Source organism: Devosia sp. 1566 (genome assembly GCF_004005995.1).
Taxonomy (GTDB): domain Bacteria; phylum Pseudomonadota; class Alphaproteobacteria; order Rhizobiales; family Devosiaceae; genus Devosia.
In genome coordinates this window covers 3,057,147-3,069,030 of the sequence record NZ_CP034767.1, presented here as the reverse complement: position 1 = coordinate 3,069,030, position 11,884 = coordinate 3,057,147, and the positions used below count along the sequence as shown (strand labels likewise).

The 11,884-nt window shown below is 64.1% G+C and carries 11 protein-coding genes; 8 read left to right on the top strand and 3 right to left on the bottom strand.

Annotation, left to right across the window (positions count from 1 at the left end; genetic code table 11):
- Positions 1 to 18: 18 nt before the first annotated feature.
- The 3 genes from ELX51_RS14720 to dinB all read left to right on the top strand — a co-directional run bounded on the left by ELX51_RS14720 (position 19) and on the right by dinB (position 3,741).
- Positions 19 to 423, top strand: coding sequence for a DUF3224 domain-containing protein (locus ELX51_RS14720; RefSeq protein WP_127754233.1), 405 nt, complete (start codon positions 19 to 21; stop codon positions 421 to 423).
- Positions 424 to 520: 97 nt separating this feature from the next.
- Complete coding sequence (locus tag ELX51_RS14715; RefSeq protein ID WP_248305134.1) at positions 521 to 2,590, top strand: ATP-dependent helicase; 2,070 nt, start codon at positions 521 to 523, stop codon at positions 2,588 to 2,590.
- A gap of 71 nt (positions 2,591 to 2,661) precedes the next feature.
- On the top strand, positions 2,662 to 3,741 hold the full coding sequence (gene dinB / locus ELX51_RS14710) for a DNA polymerase IV (RefSeq protein ID WP_282567560.1): 1,080 nt from the start codon (positions 2,662 to 2,664) through the stop codon (positions 3,739 to 3,741).
- A 6-nt stretch (positions 3,742 to 3,747) separates the two neighbouring features.
- On the opposite strand, the gene ELX51_RS14705 is transcribed toward dinB, so the two are convergent.
- From ELX51_RS14705 to ELX51_RS14695, 3 genes are all read right to left on the bottom strand, one after another.
- The gene (locus tag ELX51_RS14705) at positions 3,748 to 4,764 is read right to left on the bottom strand and encodes an ABC transporter permease (RefSeq protein ID WP_127754231.1); all 1,017 of its coding nucleotides are present in this window, start codon (positions 4,762 to 4,764) and stop codon (positions 3,748 to 3,750) included.
- On the bottom strand, positions 4,761 to 6,335 hold the full coding sequence (locus ELX51_RS14700; protein ID WP_127754230.1) for a sugar ABC transporter ATP-binding protein: 1,575 nt from the start codon (positions 6,333 to 6,335) through the stop codon (positions 4,761 to 4,763). Before ELX51_RS14700 ends, ELX51_RS14705 begins: the two co-directional genes overlap by 4 nt.
- A gap of 72 nt (positions 6,336 to 6,407) precedes the next feature.
- Entirely contained in the window at positions 6,408 to 7,352 is a 945-nt protein-coding gene (locus tag ELX51_RS14695) for a substrate-binding domain-containing protein (RefSeq protein ID WP_127754229.1), read from the bottom strand.
- Positions 7,353 to 7,620: 268 nt separating this feature from the next.
- On the opposite strand from ELX51_RS14695, the gene ELX51_RS14690 reads away from it, so the two are divergent.
- The 5 genes from ELX51_RS14690 (at position 7,621) to ELX51_RS14670 (ending at position 11,878) form a co-directional block, all read left to right on the top strand.
- Complete coding sequence (locus ELX51_RS14690; RefSeq protein ID WP_127754228.1) at positions 7,621 to 9,249, top strand: Na+/H+ antiporter; 1,629 nt, start codon at positions 7,621 to 7,623, stop codon at positions 9,247 to 9,249.
- Positions 9,250 to 9,366: 117 nt separating this feature from the next.
- The gene (locus tag ELX51_RS14685) at positions 9,367 to 10,155 is read left to right on the top strand and encodes an MBL fold metallo-hydrolase (RefSeq protein ID WP_127754227.1); all 789 of its coding nucleotides are present in this window, start codon (positions 9,367 to 9,369) and stop codon (positions 10,153 to 10,155) included.
- Between the two features lie 236 nt (positions 10,156 to 10,391).
- Positions 10,392 to 10,955, top strand: a complete 564-nt coding sequence (gene rplU, locus ELX51_RS14680) for a 50S ribosomal protein L21 (RefSeq protein WP_127754226.1) — start codon at positions 10,392 to 10,394, stop codon at positions 10,953 to 10,955.
- Between the two features lie 12 nt (positions 10,956 to 10,967).
- Positions 10,968 to 11,234, top strand: a complete 267-nt coding sequence (gene rpmA / locus ELX51_RS14675; protein ID WP_127754225.1) for a 50S ribosomal protein L27 — start codon at positions 10,968 to 10,970, stop codon at positions 11,232 to 11,234.
- 116 nt (positions 11,235 to 11,350) lie between these two features.
- Positions 11,351 to 11,878 (top strand): GNAT family N-acetyltransferase, encoded by a 528-nt coding sequence (locus tag ELX51_RS14670; RefSeq protein WP_127754224.1) that lies wholly within the window; start codon positions 11,351 to 11,353, stop codon positions 11,876 to 11,878.
- The last annotated feature ends 6 nt before the right edge of the window (positions 11,879 to 11,884 follow it).

Below are 11,884 nucleotides of genomic sequence, written 5' to 3'. Positions count from 1 at the left end.
CCGGAGGGGAGGTTGGGAATGAAGGTCAGTGGAACATTCACCGTCTCGGGGTTCCAGCAGGCAGACCTAGCCGTGCCAGACGCGGTGGTCACCGGCTTGCCCGTGGGGGTGAGCACGATGGAAAAGCTCTACATCGGCGAGGTCAGCGGCCGCTCAACCACGATCTTCACCTTTGCCTTTGATCGCGTCTCGGGCGTGGGGTCGTACCTTGCCATGGAGAGTTTTGAAGGTGCGCTTGGGGACAAGCGGGGCAGCTTCAACTTCCTTCATTCGGCGGCCACCCAGGGGAGCGATCGAGCCAACGAATTCTTCGCCATTGTCGAGGGCAGTGGCACCGGGGAGCTGGCGGGCATCACCGGAACGGGCGGCATCAGCATTGATGCGGAGCTGCATCACATCTGGTTTGATTACACCTTCGGCTAGCGCAACACACCCGCGCTTCCGCGACATCTTGGCCACGGCTCTTGCGAACAAAACAGGAATACGGTTCGGTGCCCGCCTAGCTGGAGCCTTACGATTCGTGGCGTTCGATACCTCATATCTGGAGACCCTGAACCCCGAGCAGCGCCGGGCGGTGGAGCATGGCGTCGGGGCTGACCGCTCCTCGCCGCTGCTGGTGATTGCCGGCGCGGGTTCGGGGAAAACCAATACTCTGGCCCATCGGGTCGCCCATCTCGTCGTCAATGGCGCCGATCCGCGGCGTATCCTCCTCCTCACCTTTTCGCGTCGGGGTGCCGGCGAGATGACGCGGCGGGTCGAGCGGATCCTCGCGCGTGTGCTTGGCACCAATACCGGTGGCGCCGGGGATGCTCTCGCCTGGGCGGGCACCTTTCATGGCATTGGTGCGCGCCTCTTGCGCGAACATGCCGTCCAGATCGGGCTTGACCCTGCGTTCACCATCCATGATCGGGATGACTCCGCCGATCTCATGAACCTCGCGCGCCACGAGCTGGGCTTGAGCGGCGCCAAGAGCCGGTTCCCCACCAAGGGCACGTGCCTCGCCATCTATTCGCGCGTGGTCAACGCGCAGGGCGATCTGGCCGAGGTGCTCAAAACCGTTTTCCCCTGGTGCGCCATGTGGGAAAACGAGCTGCGGGCCCTGTTTGCCGCTTATGTCTCGGCCAAGCAGGGACAGAACGTGCTCGATTACGATGACCTGCTGCTGTATTGGGCCGGGATGATGGAGGAGCCGGCCATCGCAGCCAATCTCGCCAGTCGGTTCGATCATGTGCTGGTGGATGAATATCAGGACACCAACCAGCTTCAGGCCTCGATCCTCCTCGCCCTCAAGCCGCAGGGGCAGGGGCTGACCGTCGTCGGCGACGATGCCCAGTCGATCTATTCCTTCCGCGCCGCGACGGTCCGCAACATCCTCGATTTCCCAACGGCCTTTTCGCCCGCGGCCGACATCGTCACTCTTGATCGCAACTACCGCTCCACCCAGCCCATCCTTGCCGCGGCCAATGCGGTGATCGAGCAGGCCAGCGAGCGCTTCACCAAAAATCTCTGGACCGAGCGGCAGTCCGAAGCCAAGCCGCTGCTCGTCACCGTGCGCGACGAGGCCGACCAGGCGCGCTACGTCGTTGAAAAGGTGCTCGAAGCGCGCGAAGGCGGCGTGTTGCTCAAGCAGCAGGCGGTGCTGTTTCGCACCTCGAGCCATTCCGGCCCGCTCGAAATCGAGCTCACCCGCCGCAACATCCCCTTTGTCAAATTCGGTGGTCTCAAATTTCTCGACGCCGCCCATATCAAGGACCTGCTGGCGCTGCTGCGCTGGGTGGAAAATCCGCGTGACCGGGTGGCCGGATTTCGCGTGCTCCAGCTGCTGCCGGGGATTGGCCCTGCGGCCGCCGGCAAGGTGCTCGATGCGCTGGCCACCGGCCCCGATCCGGTCTGGGCCCTGGGAGAAATCCCTCAACCTCCGCGATCGGGTCAGGGCTGGAAGGAGCTCGTGGAACTCGTTACGCGCCTGTCCCGGCGTGATGCCGGCTGGCCGGCCGAGCTGGGCTATGCCCGCCTCTGGTACGAGCCCCTCATGGAGCACACCTATGAGGATGCCAGCATCCGGCAGGCCGATATCGTTCAACTCGAGCAGATTGGGGCAGGCTATCCCAGCCGCGAGCGGTTCCTCACCGATCTGACCCTCGATCCGCCTGAGGCCACCAGCGATCAAGCCGGGGTGCCGCTGCTCGATGAAGACTATCTGATCTTGTCGACCATCCATTCGGCCAAGGGGCAGGAATGGAAGGCGGTGCATGTGCTCAATGTGGTGGATGGCTGCATTCCCTCCGATCTGGGCACCGGCAGCACCCATGAATTGGAAGAAGAGCGGCGCCTGCTTTACGTGGCAATGACCCGGGCCCGCGACGAGCTGCATCTGCTGGTGCCACAACGGTTTTACGTCACCCAGCAGTCGCGCCATGGCGACCGGCACCTGTACGCCCAGCGCACCCGCTTCATTCCCCGCGCGACGCTAGGCAGTTTCGAGGATATTTTATGGCCCCCGGTAAAGCCCTATCAGCCTGATGGGTTTATCCCCACGCCGGTTCAGGCCGATCTTGGCGCGCGCATGCGCAATATGTGGGCGAAATAGCAATGGCCAGGCTGCTGACACTGGCTGACCGCTCCGCCCCTATGCTCGGCAGGTGAAACAAGGCCGTCCTCGTGAGCATCCGCAAGATCATTCATATCGATATGGACGCGTTCTACGCCTCCGTCGAGCAGCGCGATAATCCCGAGCTGCGCGGCAAGCCGGTCGCGGTGGGTCATGGCGCCGCGCGGGGTGTGGTGGCGGCCGCCAGCTATGAGGCGCGAGCCTTCGGGGTCTATTCGGCGCTGGCTTCCGTCACGGCGATGCGCAAATGCCCCGAGCTCATCTTCGTGCCCCCGCGCTTTGACGTTTATCGCGCGGTCTCCGCCCAGATCCACGAGATCTTTCGCGAGCATACCGATCTGATCGAGCCGCTGTCGCTGGACGAGGCCTATCTCGATGTCACCCAGAACAAGCAGGGCATTAGCCTCGCGCGGGATATCGCCAATACAATTCGCAGCCGGATCAAGGAAGTCACCGGCCTCAATGCCTCGGCGGGGATCAGCTACAACAAGTTCCTCGCCAAGATTGCTTCGGGTTACCGCAAGCCCAACAATTATTTCGTTATTCCCCCCGAGCGCGGTGCCCAGTTCGTGGCCGCCCTACCAATCGAGAAATTCCACGGCGTCGGTCCCGCCACCGCAGCGCGTATGCACCGGCTTGGCATCATGACCGGTGCCGATCTTGCCGCCTTAAACATGGACGAGATGGTCGCCCATTTCGGGCGCTCGGCCCAATATTGGTTCGACCTCGCCCAGGGAATCGACCACCGCGAAGTCAAACCCAATCGCGAGCGCAAATCTATCGGCGCCGAAGATACGTTTGGGCAGGATATCACCACCCTTGATGAAGCACGCACCCTGACGCGGCCGCTGATCAACAAGGTCTGGGCGGGGGGCGAAAAGCGCGGGCTTTATGGCCGCACCGTCACCTTGAAGGTCAAGTTCGCCGATTTCGAGCAGATCACCCGCGCCAGAAGCCGGCCCGAGCCGGTCAGCAGCGCTGCCGAACTGGCCCGGGCCGTCGACGAATTGCTGGCGCAGGCCTTTCCGCCCAAAAAACCGGTGCGCCTTCTGGGCGTCACCATCTCCGCCTTCACGCCTTCCAGCAACACCGCCACACCCAAGCAGATGGTCCTGCCGATTCAGGACTGAGCCTGCCTAGAGCCGCGCCCGCGATTTGAGCCAGCGATCAAAAGCCACGGCGAGGATCAGGATCAACCCGATCACGATGCTCTGGGTGTAGGACGAGACATTGTTGAACTGCAGCCCGTTCTGCAGCACCCCGATCAGCGCCGCCCCGATCACCGTGCCCCCCACGCTACCGATGCCGCCAAACAGCGACGTGCCGCCGATCACCACCGCTGAAATCACCGTCAGTTCATAGCCGGCCCCCGCCACCGCTTCGGCGGAATTGAGCCGCGCTGCCAGCACAAAGGCGGCAAGGCCCGAGAAGAACCCCACGATCACGTAAACCGAAACAAGGATGCGATCGACCCGCAACCCCGACAGCCGCGCTGCCTCCGCATTACCGCCTACCGCATATACCGAGCGGCCATAGCGGGTATAGCGCAGCACCAGATGGCACAGCACCGCGGCCACCGCAAAGATGATCACCGGCACGGGGACGGGGCCCACAAGGCCGGTGCCGAACCAGCGCATGGCCGGATCAAACCCCGATATGGGCCCGCCATTGGACACGGTGAGCGTCAGCCCGCGAAAGATCGTGAGGCCCCCAAGCGTCACGACGAAGGGCGGCACTTTGAGCCGGGTGATAGTCAGCCCCTGCAGCGCGCCGCATAGGGCGCCCACCACAAGCGCAGCAAGCAGCGCCGCGAACCAGCCAAAACCCGCCGATCCGGAAGCGGACAGCGACATCGAATTGGCCGTGCCCCCTTTGGCCACCACGGCGGCGATCATGCCGCAGAGGGCCAGCAGTGAACCAACGCTGAGATCGATACCCGCGGTCAGGATCACAAAGGTCATGCCCAGCGCGATCAGTCCCGTGATCGAGATTTGCCGCATGATGTTGAAGACATTGATGGGGTCGATGAAGCTGGGCTTCATGGCGGTGAACACCACGATCAGCGCCACGAGAAAGATCAGCGGGCCGAAGCGCTTGGCAATGGCAAAGCCATTGGGCCCGCTGCGCCGAACTGGTTCGGTTGTGCTGCTCATTGGTGTTCTCCCCCTGGCTGGTCCAGCGCCATCAGCGCCATCAGCTTTTCTTCAGTGGCCTCGGTCGCCAGCATCGTGCCGCTTACGCGCCCCTGCCGCATGGTGACGATGCGATCGCTGACCGCGAGGATCTCGGGGAGCTCGGATGAAATCACCATCACCGCGATCCCGCGCGCCGCGAGTTGCACGAGGATCTGGTGCACCTCGGCCTTGGCGCCCACATCCACCCCCCTTGTGGGCTCATCGACGATCAGCACCTTGGGGTCTCGCGCCAGCCAGCGCGCCAGGATCACCTTTTGCTGGTTGCCGCCCGAAAGTCCGGCAATGGGCTGGTCGGGAGAGGCCATGCGGATCGAGAGCATTTTCTTGAACTCGCCCAAGGCCTGACGTTCGCGCCGCTCGGTCATGATCCCCAGGCGATTGGAATAAGCCTCAAGCGTGGCGATGGAAAAATTCTGCAGGATCGAGAGAATGGGAAAGATGGCCTGGTGCTTGCGGTCTTCGGGCACCAGCCCGATCCCCAGCGCGATGGCGTGGGCCGGTGAGGCGGGGGCAATGGTTTGGCCGTCCAGCCTCATTGTGCCTGCTGCAATGCGGTCGGCGCCAAAAATGGCCCGCGCCAGCTCGGTCCGGCCCGAGCCCACCAGCCCCGCCACCCCCAGGATCTCGCCGGCCTTGAGATCAAGATCGATGCCTGCCAGCACGATGGCATGGGGCGCTTCGGGATCGCGGATGGTCTGCAGGCCGCGCACGCTGAGGCGCACCTGGCCCGCGGCATGCCGCTGCGCCGGCCGCGTATAAAGCTCGGAGGCCGCGCGCCCCACCATCTTCTCGATGATCCGCAGCAGCGGGATGGGTCCGCCTTCGCGCAGCAAATGCCCCGCCAGTCGCCCGTCGCGCAGCACGGTCATGCGATCGCAGATCGCCGAGGCTTCTTCGAGCCGGTGGGTGACGAACATGATGGCGACGCCTTCCTCGCGCAGGCGGGCCATGATGGCGAGCAGCTGACTGACTTCGGTCTCCGTCAGGGCCGAGGTCGGCTCATCCATGATGATCAGTCGGCTTTCGAGCGACAGCGCCCGGGCGATCTCGACCAATTGCTGCTCGGCTACCGACAGCGCCGAAGCCGGCGTATCGGGGTCGATGCTGAGCCCCACCCGCGCGATGATGCTGCGGGTTTCCTGGCGCATGCGGCCCCAGTCGATGATGCGCAGCGGTCCGACCGGCGCGCGACCGATAAAGATGTTCTCGGCCACCGACAGCGTCGGGATGAGGCTCAGTTCCTGGTAGATCGTCACAATCCCGGCGCGCTTGGCCGCCTGGGGCGTTGCGGGCCGATAATCCTGCCCGGCAAAAACGATGCGCCCGCTCGAGGGCGGCTGCGCGCCCGAGAGGATCTTGAGCAGGGTGGACTTGCCCGCCCCGTTTTCTCCCAAAAGCCCCAGGATTTCGCCCGGGCGCACATTTAGCGACACATCACTGAGCGCTGCGACACCGGCAAAATGTTTTGATACCCCCATCACTTCGAGCAGGGGCGGCGTCGACGGCTGTGACGTGGCAAGAGCTGCCATCGGCCTGTCCTCCTGGGTCTGGCGCAAGCAACCGGCCGGGCGCCTCCTCGCCCCCGGCCGGCGGGATTCGGCTTAGCCGGCTTCGCCGATGCGTTCGGCCTGGTCCAGATTGGCCTGGGTGATGACCACGGGGGTCAGCAGCACCAGCGTTTCGGCCGGCTCGGTTCCGTCCTTGGCATAGGCCACCGCGATCTTGACCGCCTCGCGTGATTGCTCGCCGGGGAACTGCTCGACCGTGCCGGCCATGCCCCCGTCGCGCACCGAAGCCAGCGCTTCGGGTAGCGCGTCAAAGCCATAGATCTTGACGTCGGTGAAGCCGCGAGCGGCGCAGGCTTCGAGCGCCCCCAGCGCCATGTCGTCATTGGCACAGATGATCGCATCGGGCTTGCCATTGGCCGCGAGCCCGGCTTCCGTCACGGCCAATCCCTGGTCGCGGGCAAAATTGGCGGTTTGCTCGAAGACGATCTTGTATTTGTCGGCCATGCCATCAAGCACATTGTGCACGCCCTTGTTGCGGTCGATGGCGGGACCCGCCCCAGGCTGGCCCTGCAGGTGGAAGATGGTCGCGCCATCGGGGAAGGCGTCCACCACCGCCTGCGCTTCGGCTTCGCCGCCCTTGACATTGTCGGCCCCCACATGGGCCAGAATGCCTTCCACCCCGTCCACGCGCCGGTCGATGGTCACCACGGGCACATTGGCCGCAATGGCCTGCTCGATGGCGGGCGCCAGCGCATTGACGTCAAGCGGGGAAATGACGATCGCATCCACCTGCTGCACGATGGCCGATTCAATGTCGGCGGTCTGCTTGGGCGCAGAATTTTGCCCGTCGCTCTCGATCACCGCGACACCCTGGTTGCCGGCCTCGGCCTTGATCTGGTTGAGCATATGCACAAAGAACGGAAAGCCCAGGTTGGGCACCGATCCAAGAATGGTCAATTGGTCCTGCGCCAAGACAGGACTGGCAACGGCCAGCGCGCCGAGCGCCACCGAAGACATCAGAAAACTGCGTCTATCCATGGGTTCCTCCCGTTACGGGTCGCCGGCGGCATCTTGTGTGTCCGTCCGGCAGGGGGAGCCTATGTGGTGCTTCTGCTCCCCGCAAGCAGCAAACCGATGGAGTTCGCCACACCCCATCCGCTAAACACCAAGCCATTCAACTCACGGGGCACTAAGGACTGCCGCCGAAATGGGCGGGGCGCCCGCCCGGCAGTGCGTTTGCCTTTCCTTTGGTGCAACGCGGGTCGGGGCGGCGACGTTCGCCCCTGTCAGGGGAAAGGCCAAGGCTGTGCAAGACGTCACCCTAGTCCTTGTTCTATTGCTAGCCGTGGTGCTGAGCGGGGCCATCTCGCGTGCGCTGCCCTGGCCCATTCCCGTGCCCCTGGTGCAGATTGCCTTTGGCGCGGTGCTCAGCATCGGCACGCGGCAGGGGATCACGATCAATCCGGACGTGTCCTTCCTCCTCTTCCTGCCGCCATTGCTGTTTCTCGATGGTTGGCGCATTCCCAAGGAAGATCTGCTCAAGGACGCCTCCACCGTGCTGGAACTGGCCCTCGGGCTGGTGGTCTTTACTGTGGTGGGCATGGGCTTTTTCATCCATTGGCTGATCCCCGCCATGCCGCTGGCGGTGGCCTTTGCTCTGGCCGCCGTGCTGTCGCCCACCGACCCTATCGCCGTGTCCGCCATTGCCCAGCGCGTGCCGATCCCCAAGCGCCTGATGCACATCCTGGATGGCGAATCCCTCCTCAATGATGCATCGGGCCTGGTTTGCCTGCGCTTTGCCATTGCCGCGGCCCTCACTGGCACCTTCTCGCTTTATGATGCCGGGCTGACCTTCCTGTGGCTGGCGCTCGGGGGCATCGCCATCGGCGTGGGCGTGACCTGGCTCATCACCCGGCTCCAGGATCGGGTCTCGGGGCGCTGGGGTGAGGACACCGGCTCGAAGGTCTTGGTGAGCCTCCTCATCCCCTTTGCCGCCTATCTCGCCGCCGAACATATGCAGTGCTCGGGCATCCTTGCGGCGGTAGCGGCGGGGCTGACCATGAGCCTGCTCGAGGCGTCGGGGCGCACCCGCGCGACCACCCGCATTCGACGAAATGCCGTGTGGGACATGATCCAGTTCGCCGCCAATGGCGTGATTTTCGTGCTGCTGGGCGAGCAACTGCCCGGCATCGCCCGCGCCGCGCATGAAACCGTGGCTCTGACTGGCCATGCGGAAGTCTGGTGGCTCGCCATTTACATCGTGGCGATCAATGCCGGCCTCGCCGCCTTGCGCTTCGCCTGGGTCTGGGTATCGTTCCGGCTGACACTTTTTCGCGGGCCCGGGCCGCGCAAATCGCCCAACTGGCGTGTGGTCGCCGCCATGTCCTTCGCCGGCGTGCGCGGCGCCATTACCCTGGCGGGTATTCTGACCCTGCCGCTCACGACGCTGGATGGGGCGGCCTTTCCCGCCCGCGATCTGGCGATCTTGCTCGCCATGGGCGTCATCATCACCTCCCTGATCGTGGCCAGCATCGGCTTGCCCATCCTGTTGCGCGATCTGGATGTCCCGGCCGAATCGGGTGCGCGGGCCCAGGAAGACGATGCGCGCAGTGCCGCGGCCGACGCCGCCCTGGCGGCCCTAAGCAAGGCGTTGGACCAGGTGCCCGAGGAGCGCAGCGACGCCCCGGTTTATGCGGCGGTCGGCACCCGGCTCGCCGAGCTCTACCAGCGCCGGCTCGATGGCCACTCGCAGCTGGAAGCGCTCGATATTTCGCGCAGCGAATACGAGCGGGTGGAAAAAGAGCTGGTTCTTGTCGCCTTGCGGGCCGAGCGCGCCGAAATCCGCCAGCGCCTGCGCACCGGCAAGCTCAAAAGCGAGGTCGCGCGGCAACTCATTCGTGACCTCGACTTGGCCGAGATGCGTTACTCCCGCTAGGCTCCATCCATGAGCGCCGGCGGGTTTCCGGCATCTAGCTCAAATTGTCGTGCGGAAACGAACAAATCGGCTACCCCTCACGTTGAGGCTCGACAACGAACCCAAGGGAGACGGCGAATGGCGAAGCGGCGGGAAGTGATGGCGGGAATGGCGGCGTTGCCGCTGGTGGCATGGGCGGCAGGGGCGCTGGCTCCGGCTTTTGCTCAGGAAGCAGGCACGCTTGATGGCGATCGCCTGGCGACTTCGGGCGGCGATGTGATCATCCATCCCGTCAGCCATGCGAGCCTCGTGCTCGGCTATGACGACCAGGTGATCTATGTGGATCCCGTGGGCGGTGCCGAGCTTTACGCCGAGCTGCCCGCACCAACCGCGGTGTTGATCACCCATGGTCATGGTGACCATTTCGACGTGCCCACCCTCGAAGCCATTGCAGGCGGCGGCATTCCGATCCTGACCACCCAGGAAGTGTTCGACAAGTTGCCCGAGGCGCTCAAGGCTAATGCCACGGCGCTGGCCAATGGCGACGAGGGCTCTCTCAACGGTCTGCCCGTCGCGGCCATCCCGGCCTACAACACCTCGCCCGACCGGCTGCAGTACCATCCGCAAGGCGTCGGCAACGGCTATCTTATCAAGTTTGGGGACGACATCGTGTATGTCGCCGGCGACACCGAGCCCACGCCCGAAATGCTGGCGCTCGAAAACATCGCCGTCGCCTTCCTGCCGATGAACCTGCCCTATACGATGACGCCCGAGCAAGCGGCCGAGGCCGTGAACACCTTCAAGCCGGGCATTGTGTATCCCTATCATCACCGCGGCAGCGATCTGGATGCCTTTGAAGCGGCGGTCGAGGAAGGCGTCGAAGTGCGCCGGGCCAATTGGTATCCCGAAGGGGAAGAGGCGGCGTGAGGCCGCCCCGCAAGCCTTGACTCTGCCGTTATTTGCCATGATAAGCACAACCCGATGCGCGCCGGCTCAAACCGGTGCGCTGCTTTGGTTTGAAAACGCTGCTTAAGGCTTCCCCGCCGGTTTGATCGCCGGCATGCATGAAGACCGCGACACCGGGTGTAACGCCCAGGGGAATAGTCGCGGCGCCGCAAAGCGCGACAACAGGGACCGGGATGTTTGACGCACCCGGTTGATGAATGACGTTCGCAGTGATCAAAACCGGTGGCAAGCAGTACAAAGTTGCCGCCAATGACGTATTGAAGATCGAAAAGCTCGATGCCGAAGCCGGCACCATCGTGACCTTTGACCAGGTGCTGATGGTTGATGGCGAAGTTGGCGCTCCGCTGGTGGAAGGCGCAATTGTTGCTGCCGAACTGCTGGAAACGCGCAAGCAGAAGACGGTCATCATCTTCAAGAAGAACCGTCGCCACAATTACCGTCGCCGCAACGGCCACCGCCAGCTGCTCTCGACCGTGCGCATCACCGAGATCCTGACCGGTGGCGCCCAGCCGAACCTGACAGCTCCGGCCCGTACCGAAACGGCAACACCCAGCGTGAGCGAAGCCGCACCGGCTGGCGAGCAGAACCAGGCTGGCATCCCGGCTGTCGAGACCTTTGAGGCCGAGGCCGCCGCGCCTGCCAAGAAGAGCTCGCGCAAGGCCGCCGCAGCCCCTGCTGCCGACGACGCCGCTGGCGAAACCGCAAAGCCGGCCCGCAAGACTGCGGCCAAAAAGGCCGCTCCCAAGGCCGATCAGGAATAAGGACCAAGCACCATGGCACACAAGAAAGCAGGCGGTTCATCCCGCAATGGTCGTGATACCGCCGGACGCCGTCTTGGCGTCAAGAAGTTTGGCGGCGAAGAAGTGATCGCCGGCAACATCATCATTCGTCAGCGCGGCACCAAGTGGCACCCCGGCACTGGTGTTGGCTTGGGCAAGGATCACACGATCTATGCTCTGGTTGACGGCAAGGTGGCCTTCCGCACCCGCGCCAAGTCGCAGGTGTTCGTGTCGGTCGAGCCGGCGCTGGCCGCCGAGTAAGAACCGGCCGTTTGCACGCAAGCTGCCGGGGGACAGGTCCCCTCGGCGCTGCCGCAACAGCTAAGCACAGGGGAACCGGTCCGCCGGTTCCCCTTTTTGCTTTTTCGGAGCCCAACATGGACAGCCCACGGCAGCGTCTTCCGGCGACCCTCACCACCACCCGGCTGGTGCTGACCACGCCTGCGCTCGCGCATGTGCCCGCCATTGCAGAACTGGCCAACAACCCTCGCCTTCTTGCCGTGTTGACCCGCCTTCCCAATCCGTACGGGGAAAGCGACGCGGTCTTTTTTGTCGAGGAGCTTGCCCGCAGTGCTGAAGAATGGGCTTGGGCGATCGAGCTCGAGGGTCGGTTCATCGGCACGATCGGGCTGCATCTGCTGGACGGACAACCCCCCGCACTGGGGTATTGGTTGGGCGAGCCCTTCTGGGGACAAGGCTATGGCACGGAAGCGGCGCGGGCAGTGGTGCAGACCGCACAGCAGGCCGGCTTTACCGCGCTCCGCTCCCGAGCTCTCGTCAGCAACAGCGCCTCACTCGCGGTGTTGCGCAAGGTCGGCTTCGTTGAACTGGGGCAGGCGTTCGAAGAAACGGGCACGTTGGTGGGTCAACCCGTCGTGCTCCTCGGTCAGGACCTGCCGCAATGATGCACG

Bases quoted from the DNA above. Each gene is read 5' to 3' on its own strand.
- ELX51_RS14685 (WP_127754227.1), top strand. From the start codon at position 9,367: ATGGCGAAGCGGCGGGAAGTGATGGCGGGAATGGCGGCGTTGCCGCTG.
- rplU (WP_127754226.1), top strand. From the start codon at position 10,392: ATGACGTTCGCAGTGATCAAAACCGGTGGCAAGCAGTACAAAGTTGCC.
- rpmA (WP_127754225.1), top strand. From the start codon at position 10,968: ATGGCACACAAGAAAGCAGGCGGTTCATCCCGCAATGGTCGTGATACC.
- ELX51_RS14695 (WP_127754229.1), bottom strand. From the start codon at position 7,352: ATGGATAGACGCAGTTTTCTGATGTCTTCGGTGGCGCTCGGCGCGCTG.
- ELX51_RS14670 (WP_127754224.1), top strand. From the start codon at position 11,351: ATGGACAGCCCACGGCAGCGTCTTCCGGCGACCCTCACCACCACCCGG.
- ELX51_RS14720 (WP_127754233.1), top strand. From the start codon at position 19: ATGAAGGTCAGTGGAACATTCACCGTCTCGGGGTTCCAGCAGGCAGAC.
- ELX51_RS14705 (WP_127754231.1), bottom strand. From the start codon at position 4,764: ATGAGCAGCACAACCGAACCAGTTCGGCGCAGCGGGCCCAATGGCTTT.
- ELX51_RS14700 (WP_127754230.1), bottom strand. From the start codon at position 6,335: ATGGCAGCTCTTGCCACGTCACAGCCGTCGACGCCGCCCCTGCTCGAA.